The sequence below is a fragment of the Bacillus stercoris genome, assembly GCF_029772985.1.
Lineage (GTDB): Bacteria > Bacillota > Bacilli > Bacillales > Bacillaceae > Bacillus > Bacillus stercoris.
The window spans coordinates 3,038,950-3,057,108 of the sequence record NZ_CP121861.1 but is presented as its reverse complement, the minus strand read 5'-3'; the positions used below and the strand labels follow the sequence as shown (position 1 = coordinate 3,057,108).

Sequence of the window (18,159 nt, the reverse complement as noted above, 5' to 3'; positions counted from 1 at the left end):
GGAAAAGGGGATATATGATTATAATGGAAATCGATTACTTTAGATGGGGGAACAATCATGAAAAAAGTCTTATTGCTATTATTTGTCTTGACGATCGGGTTAGCGCTTTCTGCGTGCAGCCAATCGAGCGATGCATCAGAGAAGGAAAAACCGAAAGAGAAAAAATCACAAGAAGAGCTTGAAAAGGAACTTGATAAGGAATTGAAAAAAGGCGGTGAGCCGAAGATCAAAAAAGATGATCAAATACATAAAATAGGTGAAACATTTAAAGCAGGACATACGAATTTTACAGTGAATAAAGTTGATAGAGTGCAAAAAGGTGAATATATGAATGTTGGCGGTGCTGTAAATGAAAAGACAAAAACAATAAAAGATGATGAGGAACGGCTTATTATAGAAGTTACGATGGAAAACATAGGAGAAGATTCAATAAGCTACAATTTTATCGGGTTTGATTTAAGAGACAAGAATGATCAATCAGTGCGGCCTGTTTTTTCTATAGAAGAGAAGGGCAGAATTCTTATGGGAGGAACACTAGTATCGGGGAAAAAGGTTACAGGTGTACTCAGTTATGTCATCCCTAAAGGAGAACAGAAACATTACACACTGGTATATAATCCGTTTTTAGCTGATACAAATAGCAGTAATACAAAAGAGAGAGTAAAGGACAATATTGATTACTTGGTGAAGTTAGATTAGAAGCTAATTTACAGTTGCACGTTTTTCATCTGTGGAAAACGTGCATTTTTTATAGCGAAACTTGACTTGAAAGGATGAGTGATAAAAGTGCAAACCAAATGGCTGGAACGGGCACAGCGGATTCGGGCGATCGCACAGGCGGGGCTTGCTTTTTCCAAGGATGTGTACGACAGGGAGAGGTACGAAGAGCTAATGAAGCTCAGCGCGGAAATGATGGCGGATTACTCACAGACGGACATGGAAGTTATCACTGATTTATGGAATAGGGAGAGCGGCTATCCGACGCCGAAAGCGGATGTGCGCGGCGCTGTATTCAGAGAGAATCAGATTTTGCTAGTCCGGGAGAAGCATGATGAGATGTGGTCGCTCCCGGGCGGATTTTGCGAGATTGGTTTATCACCGGCTGAAAACGTGGTCAAGGAAATCAAAGAAGAGTCGGGGTATGATACAGAGCCGTCTCGTTTGCTGGCCGTGCTGGACAGCCAAAAACACTCTCATCCTCCTCAGCCTTATCACTATTATAAAATCTTCATCGCATGCAGCATAACGGGCGGGCAGGGGGAAACAGGGATTGAAACGAATCATGCCGCTTTTTTTTCGGAAGACAGACTCCCGCCGCTTTCTCCAAAACGAAACACACCTTCACAGCTTGGCATGCTGTTTGACTTTTTGCGCCATCCGGACAAGAAAACGATATTCGACTAAAAAAGAAAGAGCCTCCGGGCTCTTTCTTTTTTATAATGTAATGTGTTTTTCGTTGGCGAGTTTCAGAAGGGTCAAAATAGAATCGGCTTCTTTATGGCCGAGTTTTTGCTTTAATTTGTTTTCCTCAACTAGTCGGCTGCCATAAATTTTGACAGAGGCTTTGTCGACGACAGCATGCCAGTTTTCCTGCTTTTTTCCCTCAACAAGCGGTTTTTCATGTCTCTCAGAAAAAGAGAACACAAACAGTGCGAATGCCAGTGAAAGTAGGATGCCGACAACTAGTTTTTTGTAATCAGTCTGTGCTGCCATGTTGTTCTCTCCTTCACCTTTTACCTTCTATTTAATCATAGAACCAGTTTATTTTACATAATGGGAAAGTCATTTTTTGGAGTTAGTGCATTTGGTTGAAAACAGAGATGTTTTTTGAGCGGAGCGGTGCAATTGAATGCATATTGAATGTGCGTGCTTATGCCTAAGGTCACGTTGTGAGCCAAAACAGCAGCGCAGAATAGAAAAAAATTGAAAGATTATGGTAAGATGAACGAAATTCGAGGGGGAATATATGATGCCTGCATCGAACATCGTGATCGCCTGCCTGCTGTTATTAATTTGATTATATGTGGTAGTCCCTCTCTTTCACGAAAGCGGGAGGTGAAGTGGCACATCAATTGCTAAATTCTTTCAATGGGAGTGACTATACATGAATGTGTTAAACCGCCGGCAAGCCTTGCAGCGAGCGCTGCTCAATGGGAAAAACAAACAGGATGCTTATCATCCGTTTCCATGGTACGAATCGATGAGAAAGGATGCGCCTGTTTCCTTTGATGAAGAAAACCAAGTGTGGAGCGTTTTTCTTTATGATGATGTCAAAAAAGTTATTGGGGATAAAGAGCTGTTTTCCAGTTACATGCCGCAGCAGACAAGCTCTATTGGAAATTCCATCATTAACATGGACCCGCCGAGGCATACAAAAATCCGTTCAGTCGTGAATAAAGCCTTCACCCCGCGCGTGATGAAGCAATGGGAACCGAGAATTCAGGAAATCACAGATGAACTGATTCAAAGTTTTCAGGGGCGTAGTGAGTTTGACCTTGTTCACGATTTTTCATACCCGCTTCCGGTTATTGTGATATCTGAGCTGCTGGGAGTGCCTTCAGAGCATATGGATCAGTTTAAAGCATGGTCTGATCTTCTGGTCAGCACACCAAAGGATAAAAGTGAAGAAGCGGAAAAAGCCTATTTGGAAGAACGAGATAAATGTGAGAAAGAACTGGCCGCGTTTTTTGCCGGCATCATAGAAGAAAAGCGAAACAAACCGGCACAGGATATTATTTCTATTTTAGTGGAAGCGGAGGAAACAGGCGAGAAGCTTTCCGGTGAAGAGCTGATTCCGTTTTGCACGCTGCTGCTTGTGGCCGGAAATGAAACCACAACAAACCTGATTTCAAATGCGATGTACAGCATATTAGAAACGCCAGGTGTGTACGAGGAACTGCGCAGCCATCCTGAATTGATGTCTCAGGCAGTTGAGGAAGCCTTACGTTTCAGAGCGCCCGCCCCGGTTTTGAGACGCATTGCCAAGCGGGATACGGAGATCGGGGGGCACCTGATGAAAGAAGGTGATATGGTTTTGGCGTTTGTGGCATCGGCAAATCGTGATGAAGCAAAGTTTGACAGACCGCACATGTTTGATATCCGCCGCCATCCCAATCCGCATATCGCGTTTGGACACGGCATCCATTTTTGTCTTGGTGCGCCGCTTGCCCGTCTTGAAGCAAATATCGCGTTAACGTCTTTGATTTCTGCTTTTCCTCATATGGAGTGCCTCAGTATCACTCCGATTGAAAACAGCGTGATATACGGATTAAAGAGCTTCCGTGTGAAAATGTAATAGATAAGGAGACTGGAGATTCATGAAAAAGTACCATATCTCGATGATTAATATCCCGGCGTACGGTCATGTCAACCCTACGCTTGCTTTAGTAGAGAAGCTTTGTGAGAAAGGGCATCGTGTCACGTACGCGACGACTGAGGAGTTTGCGCCCGCTGTTCAGGAAGCGGGTGGAGAAGCATTGATCTATCATACATCCTTGAATATTGATCCTAAGCAAATCAGGGAGATGATGGAAAAGAATGATGCGCCTCTCAGTCTTTTGAAAGAATCACTCAGCATTCTGCCGCAGCTTGAAGCGTTATATAAGGATGATCAGCCTGATCTGATTATCTATGATTTTGTCGCGCTGGCTGGAAAATTGTTTGCTGACAAGTTTAATGTTCCGGTCATTAAGCTCTGTTCGTCATATGCCCAAAATGAATCCTTTCAGTTAGGAAATGAAGACATGCTGAAAAAAATAAAAGAAGCAGAGGCTGAATTCAAAGCTTACTTGGAAAAAGAGCAGTTGCCGGCTGTTTCTTTTGAACAATTAGCTGTGCCGGAGGCCTTGAATATTGTCTTTATGCCGAAATCTTTTCAAATACAGCATGAGACGTTCGATGACCGTTTCTGTTTTGTCGGCCCATCTCTTGGAAAACGGACGGAACAGGAAAGCTTGGAAATGAAAAAGGGCGATCAACCGCTTATGCTGATTTCATTGGGAACGGCGTTTAACGCCTGGCCGGAATTTTACAAGATGTGCATTGAGGCATTTCGGAATTCTTCATGGCAGGTGGTCATGTCGGTCGGAAAATCAATTGATCCAGAAGACTTAGAAGATATTCCTGCTAACTTTACCATTCGACAAAGCGTGCCCCAGCTTGAGGTGTTAGAGAAAGCTGATTTGTTCATCTCTCATGGCGGGATGAACAGTACGATGGAAGCGATGAACGCAGGTGTGCCGCTTGTCGTCATTCCGCAAATGTATGAGCAAGAGCTCACTGCAAATCGGGTTGATGAATTAGGCCTTGGCGTTTATTTGCCGAAAGAGGAAGTGACTGTTTCCAGCCTGCAGGAAGCGGTTCAGGCTGTATCCAGTGATCAAGAGCTGCTCAGCCGCGTCAAGAATATGCAAAAGGATGTAAAAGAAGCTGGCGGAGCGGAGCGTGCGGCAGCTGAGATTGAAGCGTTTATGAAAAAATCCGCTGTCCCGCAGTAAAAACATAAAAACCGAAATCAATTTGATTTCGGTTTTCTGTTTAAATATTTTTTTTCATCCCGCATCTCCGGCATTCTCTAAGAAATTTTCCGCCTTTTACAGAGCTTTTGAATAGTGTGTAATCACAGTTGTCGCAGCGCCCGCTGCGGGCATCCGGATATTCATTGAATTCGTAAACAATCGATGTATCGTAGCCTTTTGTTTCATATTCTTCTTTTTTTGTTTCCATGTCGATCCTCCGTTACAAGACGTGTCTGCTGTTTATCTTACAGCAAGCTTCCGGCGTATTCAATGGATTTTAGAGGTTTGGGTTTATCTTGATTTCTTCCTTGGTTTGCGCCAAAATAGCTTTATTAAGCTTATATACATAAAAAGCCTATGCAAAGAGGAGAGGAAACGGGTATGGGAAAAGGGTTACTTGGAAAACGCGTGGCAATCGGTGGCTCACGAAAAACGGAAGAAATTAGTACAATCATTGAAAAACAGGGCGGAATACCTGTCATCCGGCCTCTCCAAGGCACGGTTTACTTAGCAGAGAAGCAGGTGGAGCCGGATTTGCGGACGTTTGCGGAAGAAAAAGCTGACTGGGTCATTTTCACGACAGGCATCGGGTTGGAGACTCTTGTCGATATGGCAGAGAAAATTGGACTGAAAGATGAGTTTCTGCAGGCCATTCGCCAAGCGAAAGCGGCATGCCGGGGATACAAAACCCTGTCTGCGCTGAAAAAGCTTGGGATCACACCGGAAGCTTCAGATGAAGATGGGACAACAAGAGGCTTAATCCGTTCCTTGGAGCCTCACGACTTTTCAGGGAAAAAAGTCATGGTGCAGCTTCATGGAGAAAATGCGCCGGCCCTTATCGCATTTCTTAAAGAAAAGGGCGCGTCTGTCCTGCCGATTCTTCCTTATCAGCACATCCCGCCGGAGGAGGAAACGGTGGAGCGGTTATGCCGAGAGCTGATGAATAATGATATCGACGCTGTTTGTTTTACAACGGCCATTCAGGTTCGTTCCCTGTTTGATTTTGCCAGGGAGCGAGGCTATATCAATGAAGTGAAGACAGTATTCGAAGAGCGCACCATAGCAGCTGCTGTCGGAAAAGTGACTGCTGAGGCGCTGCGGGAAGAAGGCATCACGAGACTGCTTGCGCCAGAGATTGAGCGGATGGGCGCGATGATTATTGAGCTGGCCAAATATTATGAAGAAAAGGAATAACAAGTACAAAAAGCCGCTTTCCAAGGGAAAAGCGGCTTTTGTCTGTTATTCATTCTCCTTTAGCTGCTGATGAACGGTGAATAATGACGGGTATGTCAGCACGCTTAAGATTACGCAAGTCAGCGCGGCTGAGGCCATTGTTGTAAACACGATTAAGAGCTGAAAGCGCACTGCCTGAATCGGGTCCGCTCCGGCTAGAATCTGGCCTGTCATCATGCCGGGAAGCTGGACAAGTCCCAGTGTTTTCTGGCTTTCGAGCGTCGGGATCATACTCATTTTCATCGCTGAAGTAAGAATGCGCTGTATGGATTGCTTCGGTGTGCCGCCAAGCGACAATATTAATTGAATTTCTTCTTTGCGAACGCCAACTTCTGAGCTGAGCCGATTTAAAAACAAACTCGAAAGCACCATCGAGTTTCCGATGACCATCCCGCTGATCGGAATGACATATCGTGCTGTAAGCGGAATGATATGAAGAGACAGCAGAATTCCCTGCGTCACAATTTCTACAATGGCTAATGCAGCAAACACCCTCCAGAACGAACCAATTGTATTTTTCTTTCGTTTGATGACATTTTGTGCCGCCACCGCCAGCATTAACAGCACCATTAGCAGGATAAAAACAGGGTGGTCTCCGCGAAAAATCAGAGACAAAACATAACCGATGATAAGCAGCTGCACCGCGGCCCGGATGGTGGCAATGATCATATCTTTTTCTACGCCGGCTTTAAAGGATTTTGATAAAAACAAGGCGATCAAAACAAAGGTCATCGTTAAAGAGAGAGAAAGGTAATCCATTACCGAGTGCCTCCCTTCAAAAACTCTTTGGCTGCTTCATGCTGCGGAGCGGAGAAAAATGTTTCGGTTTCAGCGATTTCAAGCAGCCGCCCCTTCGCCATAAACCAAATGGTATCGGCTACTCGTTTTGCCTGCTCCATATTATGAGTGACCCACATGACTGTCCATTTTTTCTCTCGATGCTGACGTTTGATCAGTTCTTCAATCTCGAGAGCAGAAACTGGGTCCAAGGCCGACGTGATTTCGTCCAGCAATAAAATAGAGGAAGGATTTGAAATCGTTCTGGCCAGTGACAGCCTTTGCCGCTGTCCGCCCGATAAGTCTCTGGCGCTTCTGTCTAACAGCTCTGGCGAAAGCCCTGCAAGAGAAGCCAGCTTTTCTGGAGCGTACAGCTGGGATTGATGCAGCCTTTGGACCAGACTTAGATTGTCACGCACTGTCCCGTCGAGCACAGGAGCCGACTGAAACGCGAGGGCAGCCGTTCGTCTCAGCTCATTGACATTCCATTCTCTGATTTCCTTTCCATATATGTTGACTTCGCCGCTGTCAGGCGTTCTCATTAAATTACACAAGGAAAGGAGGGTGCTTTTGCCTGAGCCGGAAGGGCCTAAAACGGCTACGATTGCACCCTGTTGAATGTCTCCGGTGACATCCCGCAGTACATCATAGGTTTGTCCATCTTGTTTATAGCTTTTTCTGACTGATCTGAAGGAGATGGCTGGTATGTTTTGTGTTTGATCGTTTGCTTCCATTACAATAATCACCTTTCAATATAAGTAGGCTGACATTATATTTAACTATAACGTGAAACAGATTCCTTTTGGTAGCACAAATAAAGGAGAACAGGCTTTCACCCATTCTCCTGCAGATGCTACGCAGTCAGATTTGACTGTGCTTTCTTTTTCGGTTTTCTCGGCTGTGAAGCGAAGGTATGTAACATCATCCCCGCTATTATAATGAACAAACCGGCAAATGATAATAGAGATGGGAAAACGCCTGACAGCAGAACAATTTCACCAAGCAGCGCGAAAATCACTTCACCGGATTGAGTGGCTTCAACAGCTGCGAGTTTTTGCGGATTGTCTCTTACCATATCAGTGGCCCAGAAAAATAAAACCGTCGCAATGATGCCTGAGCTGACGGCAACGATAAAGGATTGAACGGTTTGCCCCGCTGTCGGCAGGCCGTCTGACCACCAACCGTAAGCTGCTAATAGAAGCCAGAACGGAAGGCTTGCCAATGTCATTCCAAGCACGCGCTGAAATGTATCAAGCCGGCCACCGTATTCCTCGAGCATTCTCCTGTTTCCTAACGGATAGGCAAAAGCCGCAATGACAACCGGCAGCACACTGAAAAGCAGCATCTTTCCTGAAAGCGATTCTGCATGCTGAAGCTGAATCAGAGCCGCTCCAATCAGGATGATCACGGAAGTGCCAAGTGAAACCAGGGGAATCTTTTGCCGAACGAGCTGCGGACCGCCCGGCATATCTTGTTTGACATAAAACAAAGGAGACAAGAGCACACCGGCTACAATTGTAATTTGCCAGGTGCCGGCTATAAGCCATCCCGGACCGTAGGCAGCCGCAAATGTGATCGGCGCGTAAAAAAGCACGAAGCCGACAAAGCTCCATTTGAGCCAAAAGAACGGCTTTTTCCGCATCTCTTGTACGAGAGGCGTGAATGTCCCTCTCATGATGACAATCACACATAAAAACGGCACCATAAAAATAAAGCGCAGCGAAGAGCTCCAGAGCCAGCTGCCTCCAGATAACTCCATCGCTCTATTTAATATAAAGGTAACGGCGAAAAAGAGTGAAGCTAAAATTCCGATAACAATAGCTTTCATGGTATCCCTCATTCTGGCATTATTTTTTATACTATACTATTTGGTATCATGCAGATCAATGGAATCGTGAGAAAAACATCATGTTTTGCGAACCGCTATGTGTGGAAGATAAAAAAGGGAGGTGAAATTGATGGAAGCAAAGACACAGACATATTTCTTTCCGGATGACGGCAGGATTCCGAATCACCCTGAGTATCCGCTCGTGGTATATCAAAACGCGATTAAGAATACCAGTCAGGCAGAGCGGATCGTCACCCGGCATGGCTGGTCAAACAGCTGGTTAGGAAGTGTTTTTCCATACCATCATTATCACAGCAATACGCATGAAGTCCTGATTGCAGTTAGGGGAGAGGCTGTCATTCAGTTCGGGGGAGAAAAAGGAGCTGTCATCCCTTTCAAAACAGGCGATGCAGTCGTGATTCCAGCCGGAGTCGGTCATAAAAAGCTAAGCTCAAGTCCCGATTTTACTGTCCTTGGCGCCTATCCCGGAGGCATTCAGTATGATATGAAGACGGGAAAGCCGGATGAGTGGGAGGAAGCGGTCAAACAGATAAAGAAGGCGGCGTTGCCGGCGAATGATCCGATCACAGGAAAAAGAGAGCCTTTATTGGAAATATGGGTAAAGTGAAGGGAGAAATTGCTGGATTGTCAATAACTAGTGTCACAGAAACGTTATGACATGAGCTCCATATAAATTAATTTCATAATCGAAGCAATTCACGTTCAAATTTTGTTCAAAAAGTGTTATCATATAGAAGGTAATCGAATTGGAGTTTTTTGTGTTTGCTATTTTCAGAGAGAGTAAAGGATTTTGACTTATTCAATTGTTTATTTTTTGATAAAAATAATACTGAATATGGCAAGATGAAAAACTGGGTAGTAAACATTTATTTTTGTAAATGATTGTGCATGAATTCACAATCCTTATTCTTATGCCTTAAAAGCGTGAGACAGGGAGAGGCACTACCCTTTCCAAACAAATCAGCAAACTGCTTATAGTAAAGGAGAATTGGATATGCCAGAAACAATCGATCAAACAAATGCGTCTGTCAGCCAAAGCCAGCAAGATCTTATTGATCAGCTATTAAAGCCAGAAGTTCAAGAATCATTGACTGTTTTAGTTGACCAGCTTCCGAAGCTGACTGAGTTAGTCAATATTTTAACGAAGTCTTATGATTTCGCTCAGTCTGTAGCGACTGACGAAGTGTTAAAAAACGACACAGTCGGTGCGATCACTGAAATTCTTGAGCCTGTAAAAGAAACAGCGAAAGAAGTAGCTGCGACTGCGATCGAAGCAAAAGACCGCGCGGAAGCAAGCAACGAAACAATTGGTCTTTTCGGCCTGCTGCGTATGCTGAAAGATCCTCAAGCTCAAAAGCTGTTCCGTTTTGCTAACAGCTACCTTGAAGTCATGAACGAACGCGAAAACCAAAAATAATCTCAGATTCAAATTGATATAAAGGACGGAGGATATACGATGTCAAAACATATTGTCATTCTAGGCGCTGGTTATGGCGGAGTTCTTTCTGCTCTAACAGTTCGCAAACATTACACAAAAGAACAAGCACGCGTGACAGTGGTAAACAAATACCCAACTCACCAAATCATTACGGAATTACACCGTCTTGCTGCAGGCAACGTGTCTGAAAAAGCGGTTGCTATGCCATTAGAAAAACTTTTCAAAGGCAAAGACATTGATCTTAAAATCGCGGAAGTAAACTCTTTCTCTGTTGATAAAAAAGAAGTTGCGCTTGGTGACGGTTCTACATTATCTTACGATGCGCTTGTTGTAGGTCTTGGTTCTGTAACGGCTTATTTCGGCATCCCAGGTCTTGAAGAAAACAGCATGGTGTTGAAATCTGCTGCTGATGCGAACAAAGTCTTCCAGCATGTTGAAGATCGTGTGCGCGAGTACTCTAAAACGAAAAACGAAGCAGACGCAACAATCCTTATCGGCGGAGGCGGCTTAACAGGTGTTGAGCTTGTTGGTGAGCTTGCTGACATCATGCCGAACCTTGCGAAAAAATACGGCGTAGACCATAAAGAAATCAAATTAAAGCTTGTTGAAGCTGGTCCGAAGATCCTTCCTGTTCTTCCGGATGATCTTATCGAACGTGCAACTGCAAGCCTTGAAAAACGCGGCGTTGAGTTCTTAACAGGTCTCCCTGTTACAAATGTAGAAGGAAACGTAATTGATCTGAAAGACGGATCTAAAGTTGTTGCCAACACATTTGTTTGGACTGGCGGCGTACAAGGTAACCCATTAGTCGGTGAATCAGGCCTAGAAGTGAACCGCGGACGCGCGACTGTAAACGACTTCCTGCAATCTACATCTCATGAAGATGTATTCGTTGCTGGAGACAGCGCCGTTTACTTCGGACCAGACGGCCGTCCATACCCGCCAACTGCACAAATCGCATGGCAAATGGGTGAGCTGATCGGTTACAACCTATTCGCTTACCTAGAAGGCAAAACACTTGAAACATTCAAGCCAGTTAACTCTGGTACACTTGCAAGCCTTGGACGCAAAGACGCGGTTGCCATTATTGGTGCTAATTCTACACCGCTTAAAGGTCTTCCTGCTTCCTTGATGAAAGAAGCAAGTAATGTACGATATTTGACACATATTAAAGGACTTTTCAGCCTGGCTTACTAATCCTTTTAATGAATCTGGCATTGCCAAAAGCGTTCCTTTCCGAGTGCTTTCTGGCAATGTCTTTTTTCATGTTTATGATAGCGTTAACATTTCATTTTCAAAAAAGAGATTGATCCCAGAGGAATATAAAGGTAAAATAAAAACAAATCAAAATGTTAACGTTAACATTTTGAAATAGAATGAAAGACGGTGAGGACATGGAACCCTTCATGGGCGAAAACTTTTTATTGAAAAATGAAACCGCTGTCAGCCTCTATCACAAGTATGCGAAAGACATGCCGATTATTGATTACCACTGCCACTTAAGCCCGAAAGAAATCTATGAAAATAAAACATTTCAAAACATCACGGAAGCCTGGCTGTATGGTGACCATTATAAATGGCGCATCATGAGAGCCAATGGAATTGAGGAGACATACATCACCGGAGATGCGCCAGATGAGGAGAAATTTATGGCTTGGGCGAAAACCGTGCCGATGGCGATCGGAAATCCGCTCTACAACTGGACCCACTTAGAATTGCAGCGTTTTTTTGGCATTTATGAGATTTTAAACGAGAAGTCCGGACCGGCTATATGGAAACGGACAAATGAACTGCTCCAAGGGGAAGGCTTCGGGGCAAGGGATTTAATCATGAAATCAAATGTAAAGGTTGTGTGCACAACGGATGACCCTGTCGATTCTCTTGAATACCATCTATTATTAAGAGAAGACAAAGATTTTCCTGTCAGCGTGCTGCCTGGATTTCGGCCGGATAAAGGACTTGAGATCAATCGTGAAGGCTTTCCGGATTGGGTGCAGTCACTTGAAGATGCCGCCGCCATATCCATTACAACCTATGATGAGTTTTTAAAAGCGTTGGAAAAACGAGTGCGATTCTTCCATTCAGCTGGCGGCAGAGTGTCTGATCATGCGATAGATTCAATGGTATTTGCCGAAACGACAAAAGAAGAAGCTGGACGGATTTTTGCTGACAGATTACAAGGAACAGAGGTTTCTTATGAAGATGAGAAGAAATTTAAGACATATACGCTTCAGTTTCTTTGCGGGTTGTATGCGGAGCTCGATTGGGCGATGCAGTTTCATATCAACGCTTTAAGAAACACGAATACAAAAATGATGAAAAGGCTCGGTCCTGATACAGGCTATGATTCTATGAACGATGAAGAAATTGCGAAGCCTTTATACAAGCTGCTGAACTCAGTTGAGATGAAGAACCAGCTGCCGAAAACGATTTTATATTCACTGAATCCCAATGATAACTATGTCATTGCCAGCATGATCAACAGTTTTCAGGACGGTATAACCCCGGGAAAAATACAATTCGGCACAGCCTGGTGGTTTAACGATACTAAAGACGGGATGCTGGACCAAATGAAAGCGTTATCAAACGTTGGCCTTTTCAGCCGTTTTATCGGCATGCTCACCGATTCCAGAAGCTTTCTTTCGTATACGCGTCACGAATATTTCAGACGAATCGTCTGCAATTTAATTGGGGAATGGGTGGAAAACGGTGAAGTGCCGTGCGATATGGAGCTTCTTGGAAACATCGTTCAGGGAATTTGCTATGACAATGCGAAACACTACTTTCAATTTCAAGAAGAGAAAGCAAACGTGTAACAAAGTGGTCCGCTCAGCATCACTGAGCGGACCACTGCCCGAAAATTCTTAAGACACAGAGGTGGAACATGCGAACTGAACTGGCAAATAAGGTTGTGTCGGTCGAAACGGAAAAAAGGCTTTCGTTGAAGGAAAAAATCTCCTATGGTTTTGGTGATTTTGGCAACGGTTTTATGTTTGATCTCGGCCAGATTTATTTATTGAAGTATTTCACTGATGTAGCGGGAATTCCGGCTGCGATGGCCGGCGGCATTTTTTTAGTCAGCAAGCTGTTTGCGGCGATAACAGATCCAATTGTCGGCTCATCAATCGATTATCGCAAAAACATCGGCAAACGGGGGAAATTCAGGCCTTATTTATTAATCGGCAGCATCGTGCTCGCGGTGCTTACTGTTCTTATTTTTCTGTCTCCAAATGTATCAACGACCGGAAAACTGATTTATGCCTATGCATCCTATATGATTTGGGGCATCGGCTATTCGTTTGTGAATATTCCCTACGGCTCATTAGGAGCAGCAATGACTCAAAATTCTGAGGACCGAACCTCCATTTCGACGTTCCGCCAAATCGGATCACTTGGCGCCTTGTTTATCACAAGTGTGGCCGTAATGCCGCTTCTCGTCAAATTTGATAATCCGAAGGTCGGCTACCCCGTGGTCATGGGCTTGTTCGCGTTACTCGGTGTGCTTTGGTTTTATATTTGCTACCGCAATTGCAAAGAGCGCGTTGTCATATCGGAAGCTCCTAAAGAAAAATTAACATTCTCATCTGTCGTCAAAACATTTATTACAAATAAACCGCTGTTAACCCTTGTCCTAATGACGATTTTTTCAATCTCCGCATACAACATCAAATCCGCCATGCTCGTCTATTTCGCACAATATAACCTGGGCAATGTTGAATTAATGGCTTATATGAACTTCATCATTATTGGTTCTTCCTTTTTGGGCGTCGTATTCCTTCCAAAGCTCGTCAAGATGTTTGGAAAGAAACGAACGGCAATGATTGGCTTTGCCATCAGTGTGGCCGCGGATCTGATCAACTTTATGCTTCCATCTAACGTTTATGTGTTTACCATTCTCGCCAGCATCGCCTTTATCGGAATCAGTATCCCAAACGGCATCACGTGGGCTCTTGTCTCCGATATTATCGACTATGGCGAATGGAAATCCGGTGAACGGAAAGAAGCAACGACATATTCACTTTTCAATTTTTCCAGAAAGCTAGCTCAGTCTTTGTCTGGGTTTCTTTCGGGGATCGGTTTGGGGATAATCGGCTATGTGCCGAATGCAGTCCAGACAGCACAGGCGCTGATTGGCATCAAAGCGCTGCTTCTTCTGTATCCGGCAATTGCTTTGGCATTGGCGATGATGATTATTGGTTTTCTTTATAAACTCACAGACCAGCAGCATGCTCAGATTGTTCAGGATCTTCATCAAAAGAGCTGACGATGTAATATAAAGAATATTTGAAATAATCGGTAAATAAAATGTGTTTGTAGGGGTTTTCACTAATGGGTGCCCGGAAGCACTGAAAAGGAAGGAGGCACTTAATTGAAAACGATAACAATTGCAGCTGAAGAAGCAAAGGGACTCGTTCGGAAAAAGCTTGCCGGTGCCGGTTTGAATGAACGAGATGCTGAAAAAGTAGCAGATGTCCTCGTGCACGCTGATTTGCGCAATGTACATTCGCACGGCGTGCTGCGCACAGAACACTATGTGAACAGGCTTTCAGCGGGAGGGATCAACCCTGAGGCACAGCCTGTTTTTAAAGAAACGGGGCCTGTGACCGGAGTGCTGGATGGTGATGACGGATTCGGCCATGTGATTTGTGATATGGCAATGGACCATGCAATTGTCATGGCCAAGAAAAATGGTGTCGGCATGGTCACGGCCGTCAACAGCAGCCATTGCGGGGCGCTAAGCTATTTTGTGCAAAAAGCGGCTGACGAAAAACTGATCGGATTGGCAATGGCGCATACGGACAGTATCGTTGTCCCGTTTGGAGGGAGGGCTCCTTTTTTAGGGACAAATCCGATTGCTTACGGTGTTCCGGCTAAGCATAAAAAACCGCTTATCCTCGATATGGCGACGTCCAAAGTGGCTTTCGGGAAAATTCTGCAGGCCCGTGAAGAGGACAAGGAAATTCCTGAAGGATGGGGAGTCGATGAAAACGGAGAAGCAGTAACGGATCCTGACAAGGTTGTTTCACTTTCAACATTCGGAGGCCCGAAAGGCTATGGATTATCGATTGTGGTGGATGTGTTTTCCGGATTGCTTGCTGGCGCGGCTTTTGGCCCTCATATTGCGAAAATGTACAGTGGCCTTGATCAAAAAAGAAAGCTGGGGCATTACGTTTGCGCGATCAATCCCTCCTTTTTTACCGACCGGGATACGTTTTTAGAGCAGATGGATGCCATGCTTCATGAACTGCAGCAGTCTCCTCCAGCTGCTGGAGTCGAGAGAGTGTTTGTGCCTGGTGAGATCGAGCAGCTGCATGAAGAAAGAAATAAGGAACACGGAATATCAATTGCTCGGAGTGTATATGAATTCTTAAAAAGCAGGTGAGAAAAATGAAAGCGGTTCAAGTACGAAAACCGTATGATCTGGTGACAGAGGAGATAAAGAAGCCGGTTCTTTCAAAGAGTGATGAAGTGCTCGTAAAAGTTAAGCGAGTCGGGATTTGCGGATCAGACATGCATATTTATCATGGGACGAATCCGCTGGCTACCCTCCCGAGAGTCATCGGACACGAGGTAACGGGACAAGTGGAGGCAGTTGGGGCGGATGTGCAGAGCCTAAAAGCCGGTGACCATGTGGTAATTGAGCCGATTTCTTATTGCGGAACTTGCTATGCCTGCCGCAAAGGGCGGCCGAATGTTTGTGCCAAGCTTTCTGTGTTTGGCGTACATGAAGACGGGGGCATGCGGGAATATATTGTGCTTTCGGAAAGGCAGCTTTACGCGGTTTCAAAGGACTTGCCTTGGGAGGAAGCGGTCATGGCCGAGCCTTATACGATAGGGGCCCAGGCAGTGTGGAGAGGGCAGGTGGAAAAAGGTGATACCGTTCTGATCCAAGGAGCGGGGCCCATTGGGATCTGTGTGTTAAAAATGGCAAAGCTGGCGGGTGCTGCTGTCATGATGACTGACTTGAACAACGAGCGGCTGGCGTTTGCAAAAGAAAACGGCGCCGATGCTGTTGTAAATGTCCAAGCAGAACATGTTGCCGAGCGGGTCCGTGAATGGACTGGGCATGAGGGAGCAAATGTGGTCATTGATGCTATTTGCCTGCCGGAGACTTTTGCGCTTTCAATTGAGGCCGTTTCACCGGCGGGACATGTGGTTGTGCTTGGATTTGATGAAAGAGCGGCACAAATTTCTCAGCTGCCGATTACAAAAAAAGAAGTCACAATAACCGGATCGAGATTGCAGACCAATCAGTTTCCCAAGGTGGTAGAGCTTTTGAATAAAGGCCGGTTAGCGCATAACGGGCTTGTGACCCATACATTTTCAGTGGATGACGTCCATCACGCCTTTCAGTTTATTAAGGAGCATCCAGATCAGGTACGGAAAGCCGTCATCGCGTTTGATTAATCGACTGAATCGGGAGGTGAAAGCATGAATATGACATTCCGATGGTATGGACGAGGCAACGATACAGTCACACTTGAACACGTGAAGCAAATTCCCGGAGTCAAAGGCATCGTTTGGGCTCTCCATCAAAAGCCTGTCGGCGACGTGTGGGAAAAAGAAGAAATCAGAGCCGAGACCGAATATATTCAATCCTATGGTTTTCATGCTGAAGTTGTAGAAAGCGTGAATGTTCACGAAGCAATTAAACTTGGGAACGAAGAACGCAGCCGGTATATTGAAAACTACAAGCAAACGATCCGCAACCTTGCCGGATTTGGCGTGAAAGTGATCTGCTATAATTTTATGCCGGTTTTTGACTGGACACGCACGGACATGTTCCGGCCGCTAGAAGATGGATCGACCGCTCTGTTTTTTGAAAAGGCCAAGGTGGAAAGCCTTGATCCTCAAGAGCTGATTCGGACGGTGGAGGATGCATCTGACATGACACTGCCGGGGTGGGAGCCCGAAAAATTGGCTCGGATCAAAGAGCTTTTTGCTGCCTACAGAACGGTCGATGAAGAAAAGCTATGGGACAATTTATCATTCTTTTTGCAGGAAATTCTTCCTGTTGCTGAGGCCTATGGTGTTCAAATGGCCATTCATCCGGATGACCCGCCGTGGCCGATTTTCGGACTGCCGCGCATTATCACAGGAGAGGCAAGTTATAAGAAACTGCGGGCGATATCAGATTCACCGTCTAATTGTATCACCCTTTGTACAGGTTCAATGGGAGCCAATCCCGCTAACGACATGGTGGAGATCGCTAAAACGTATGCCGGCATCGCTCCATTTTCACATATTCGCAATGTGAAAATTTATGAGAATGGTGATTTTATTGAAACATCGCATGTAACAAAGGATGGTTCAATCAACATTCAAGGCGTGATGGAAGAACTGCATAAGCAGGATTACGAAGGATATGTCAGACCGGATCATGGGCGCCATCTTTGGGGCGAGCAATGCCGCCCGGGATATGGCTTATACGATCGGGCACTTGGCATCATGTATTTGAACGGGCTGTGGGACGCCTATGAAGCAATGGCAAAAAAAGAGGTGGGCGTATGATCTCGCTGCATGAGAACCTGGCTGGTAAAACGGCTGTCATCACTGGCGGCAGCGGCGTGCTTTGCTCTGCGATGGCACGGGAGCTAGCCCGTCATGGCATGAAGGTGGCGATATTGAATCGGACGGCTGAAAAAGGCCAAGCGGTCGTGAAGGAGATAACGGCGGCTGGCGGCACAGCGTGCGCTGTTGCTGCGGATGTGCTGGACAGGATGTCACTGGAGCGGGCAAAGGAAGACATCCTTGGCCAATTTGGCGCTGTTGATCTGTTAATTAACGGGGCTGGCGGCAATCATCCTGCCGCGATAACCGATGTGGAGACATATGAAGAAGCGGGAGAAGGCCAATCCTTTTTTGATATGGATGAGAGGGGCTTTCTAACTGTATTCTCCACCAACTTCACCGGTGCCTTTCTGGCCTCGCAAGTGTTTGGAAAAGAGCTGCTGAAAGCCGATTCACCGGCGATTATCAATCTTTCTTCGATGAGTGCTTATTCACCTATGACGAAGGTTCCGGCATACAGTGCCGCCAAAGCATCGATCAATAATTTTACGATGTGGATGGCTGTTCATTTTGCCGAAACCGGGCTGCGGGTCAATGCGATTGCCCCAGGCTTCTTTCTGACAAAACAAAATCATGATCTGCTGATCAACCAAGACGGAACGTTCACCAGCCGATCTCACAAAATTATCGCGGGAACACCGATGAAGCGCTTCGGAAAACCGGAGGACCTGCTCGGCACGCTTCTTTGGCTGGCGGATGAATCCTATTCGGGTTTTGTCACCGGAATCACCGTTCCTGTCGATGGAGGATTTATGGCTTATTCAGGTGTGTAA

The 18,159-nt window shown here is 45.5% G+C and carries 19 protein-coding genes; 14 read left to right on the top strand and 5 right to left on the bottom strand.

From position 1 onward, the window contains the following. Positions 1-57: 57 nt before the first annotated feature. Positions 58-699: a DUF4352 domain-containing protein gene (locus tag QA442_RS15935; protein ID WP_279473303.1), complete on the top strand. Its 642-nt coding sequence runs from the start codon at positions 58-60 to the stop codon at positions 697-699. A 78-nt stretch (positions 700-777) separates the two neighbouring features. Continuing rightward, on the top strand, positions 778-1,404 hold the full coding sequence (locus QA442_RS15930) for an NUDIX hydrolase (protein WP_279473302.1): 627 nt from the start codon (positions 778-780) through the stop codon (positions 1,402-1,404). 30 nt (positions 1,405-1,434) lie between these two features. Here the strand turns inward: QA442_RS15930 and QA442_RS15925 are convergent, their stop codons facing one another. Further along, positions 1,435-1,713, bottom strand: coding sequence for a hypothetical protein (locus tag QA442_RS15925; protein WP_040083402.1), 279 nt, complete (start codon positions 1,711-1,713; stop codon positions 1,435-1,437). Positions 1,714-2,104: 391 nt separating this feature from the next. Here QA442_RS15925 and yjiB point away from each other — a divergent pair, with 391 nt between their 5' ends. Both yjiB and QA442_RS15915 read left to right on the top strand, forming a co-directional pair. Then, on the top strand, positions 2,105-3,295 hold the full coding sequence (gene yjiB / locus QA442_RS15920) for a monooxygenase YjiB (protein WP_014663603.1): 1,191 nt from the start codon (positions 2,105-2,107) through the stop codon (positions 3,293-3,295). Positions 3,296-3,317: 22 nt separating this feature from the next. Then, a complete protein-coding gene (locus QA442_RS15915) occupies positions 3,318-4,496 on the top strand; it encodes a glycosyltransferase (RefSeq protein WP_095432582.1) in 1,179 nt (392 codons plus the stop codon). A gap of 40 nt (positions 4,497-4,536) precedes the next feature. On the opposite strand, the gene QA442_RS15910 is transcribed toward QA442_RS15915, so the two are convergent. After that, complete coding sequence (locus tag QA442_RS15910; RefSeq protein WP_003232781.1) at positions 4,537-4,725, bottom strand: DUF8096 family protein; 189 nt, start codon at positions 4,723-4,725, stop codon at positions 4,537-4,539. A gap of 173 nt (positions 4,726-4,898) precedes the next feature. Between QA442_RS15910 and QA442_RS15905 the strand changes: the two genes are divergently transcribed. Then, a complete protein-coding gene (locus QA442_RS15905) occupies positions 4,899-5,711 on the top strand; it encodes a uroporphyrinogen-III synthase (protein ID WP_279473300.1) in 813 nt (270 codons plus the stop codon). A 45-nt stretch (positions 5,712-5,756) separates the two neighbouring features. Here QA442_RS15905 and QA442_RS15900 read toward each other — a convergent pair whose 3' ends face one another. The 3 genes from QA442_RS15900 to QA442_RS15890 all read right to left on the bottom strand — a co-directional run bounded on the left by QA442_RS15900 (position 5,757) and on the right by QA442_RS15890 (position 8,355). Continuing rightward, entirely contained in the window at positions 5,757-6,509 is a 753-nt protein-coding gene (locus tag QA442_RS15900) for an ABC transporter permease (RefSeq protein WP_095432580.1), read from the bottom strand. Continuing rightward, positions 6,509-7,261 carry an ABC transporter ATP-binding protein gene (locus tag QA442_RS15895; RefSeq protein ID WP_095432579.1) on the bottom strand — a complete coding sequence of 251 codons (753 nt, stop codon included), beginning with the start codon at positions 7,259-7,261 and terminating at the stop codon, positions 6,509-6,511. The genes QA442_RS15900 and QA442_RS15895 overlap by 1 nt, the downstream gene beginning before the upstream one ends. A gap of 119 nt (positions 7,262-7,380) precedes the next feature. After that, positions 7,381-8,355, bottom strand: coding sequence for a DMT family transporter (locus QA442_RS15890; protein ID WP_095432578.1), 975 nt, complete (start codon positions 8,353-8,355; stop codon positions 7,381-7,383). Positions 8,356-8,485: 130 nt separating this feature from the next. Here QA442_RS15890 and QA442_RS15885 point away from each other — a divergent pair, with 130 nt between their 5' ends. The 9 genes from QA442_RS15885 to QA442_RS15845 all read left to right on the top strand — a co-directional run bounded on the left by QA442_RS15885 (position 8,486) and on the right by QA442_RS15845 (position 18,159). Further along, complete coding sequence (locus tag QA442_RS15885; protein WP_069838953.1) at positions 8,486-8,983, top strand: cupin domain-containing protein; 498 nt, start codon at positions 8,486-8,488, stop codon at positions 8,981-8,983. A gap of 387 nt (positions 8,984-9,370) precedes the next feature. Continuing rightward, a complete protein-coding gene (locus QA442_RS15880; protein ID WP_014663610.1) occupies positions 9,371-9,793 on the top strand; it encodes a DUF1641 domain-containing protein in 423 nt (140 codons plus the stop codon). 39 nt (positions 9,794-9,832) lie between these two features. Further along, positions 9,833-11,011 (top strand): NAD(P)/FAD-dependent oxidoreductase, encoded by a 1,179-nt coding sequence (locus QA442_RS15875; RefSeq protein WP_014663611.1) that lies wholly within the window; start codon positions 9,833-9,835, stop codon positions 11,009-11,011. 197 nt (positions 11,012-11,208) lie between these two features. Further along, on the top strand, positions 11,209-12,630 hold the full coding sequence (gene uxaC, locus QA442_RS15870) for a glucuronate isomerase (RefSeq protein ID WP_095432577.1): 1,422 nt from the start codon (positions 11,209-11,211) through the stop codon (positions 12,628-12,630). A 68-nt stretch (positions 12,631-12,698) separates the two neighbouring features. Then, the gene (locus tag QA442_RS15865; RefSeq protein WP_095432576.1) at positions 12,699-14,078 is read left to right on the top strand and encodes an MFS transporter; all 1,380 of its coding nucleotides are present in this window, start codon (positions 12,699-12,701) and stop codon (positions 14,076-14,078) included. Between the two features lie 105 nt (positions 14,079-14,183). Further along, entirely contained in the window at positions 14,184-15,197 is a 1,014-nt protein-coding gene (gene allD / locus QA442_RS15860; protein ID WP_095432575.1) for an ureidoglycolate dehydrogenase, read from the top strand. A gap of 5 nt (positions 15,198-15,202) precedes the next feature. Continuing rightward, a complete protein-coding gene (locus QA442_RS15855) occupies positions 15,203-16,222 on the top strand; it encodes a zinc-binding alcohol dehydrogenase family protein (RefSeq protein ID WP_095432574.1) in 1,020 nt (339 codons plus the stop codon). A 24-nt stretch (positions 16,223-16,246) separates the two neighbouring features. Next, a complete protein-coding gene (gene uxuA / locus QA442_RS15850; protein ID WP_095432573.1) occupies positions 16,247-17,326 on the top strand; it encodes a mannonate dehydratase in 1,080 nt (359 codons plus the stop codon). Further along, entirely contained in the window at positions 17,323-18,159 is an 837-nt protein-coding gene (locus QA442_RS15845; protein ID WP_095432572.1) for an SDR family oxidoreductase, read from the top strand. Before uxuA ends, QA442_RS15845 begins: the two co-directional genes overlap by 4 nt.

Coding starts and splice junctions, on each gene's coding strand:
- QA442_RS15895 (WP_095432579.1), bottom strand. CDS start 7,261: ATGGAAGCAAACGATCAAACACAAAACATACCAGCCATCTCCTTCAGA.
- QA442_RS15880 (WP_014663610.1), top strand. CDS start 9,371: ATGCCAGAAACAATCGATCAAACAAATGCGTCTGTCAGCCAAAGCCAG.
- QA442_RS15935 (WP_279473303.1), top strand. CDS start 58: ATGAAAAAAGTCTTATTGCTATTATTTGTCTTGACGATCGGGTTAGCG.
- QA442_RS15925 (WP_040083402.1), bottom strand. CDS start 1,713: ATGGCAGCACAGACTGATTACAAAAAACTAGTTGTCGGCATCCTACTT.
- QA442_RS15900 (WP_095432580.1), bottom strand. CDS start 6,509: ATGGATTACCTTTCTCTCTCTTTAACGATGACCTTTGTTTTGATCGCC.
- uxaC (WP_095432577.1), top strand. CDS start 11,209: ATGGAACCCTTCATGGGCGAAAACTTTTTATTGAAAAATGAAACCGCT.
- QA442_RS15890 (WP_095432578.1), bottom strand. CDS start 8,355: ATGAAAGCTATTGTTATCGGAATTTTAGCTTCACTCTTTTTCGCCGTT.
- yjiB (WP_014663603.1), top strand. CDS start 2,105: ATGAATGTGTTAAACCGCCGGCAAGCCTTGCAGCGAGCGCTGCTCAAT.
- QA442_RS15915 (WP_095432582.1), top strand. CDS start 3,318: ATGAAAAAGTACCATATCTCGATGATTAATATCCCGGCGTACGGTCAT.
- QA442_RS15910 (WP_003232781.1), bottom strand. CDS start 4,725: ATGGAAACAAAAAAAGAAGAATATGAAACAAAAGGCTACGATACATCG.
- QA442_RS15905 (WP_279473300.1), top strand. CDS start 4,899: ATGGGAAAAGGGTTACTTGGAAAACGCGTGGCAATCGGTGGCTCACGA.
- QA442_RS15845 (WP_095432572.1), top strand. CDS start 17,323: ATGATCTCGCTGCATGAGAACCTGGCTGGTAAAACGGCTGTCATCACT.
- QA442_RS15885 (WP_069838953.1), top strand. CDS start 8,486: ATGGAAGCAAAGACACAGACATATTTCTTTCCGGATGACGGCAGGATT.
- QA442_RS15855 (WP_095432574.1), top strand. CDS start 15,203: ATGAAAGCGGTTCAAGTACGAAAACCGTATGATCTGGTGACAGAGGAG.
- QA442_RS15875 (WP_014663611.1), top strand. CDS start 9,833: ATGTCAAAACATATTGTCATTCTAGGCGCTGGTTATGGCGGAGTTCTT.
- uxuA (WP_095432573.1), top strand. CDS start 16,247: ATGAATATGACATTCCGATGGTATGGACGAGGCAACGATACAGTCACA.
- QA442_RS15865 (WP_095432576.1), top strand. CDS start 12,699: ATGCGAACTGAACTGGCAAATAAGGTTGTGTCGGTCGAAACGGAAAAA.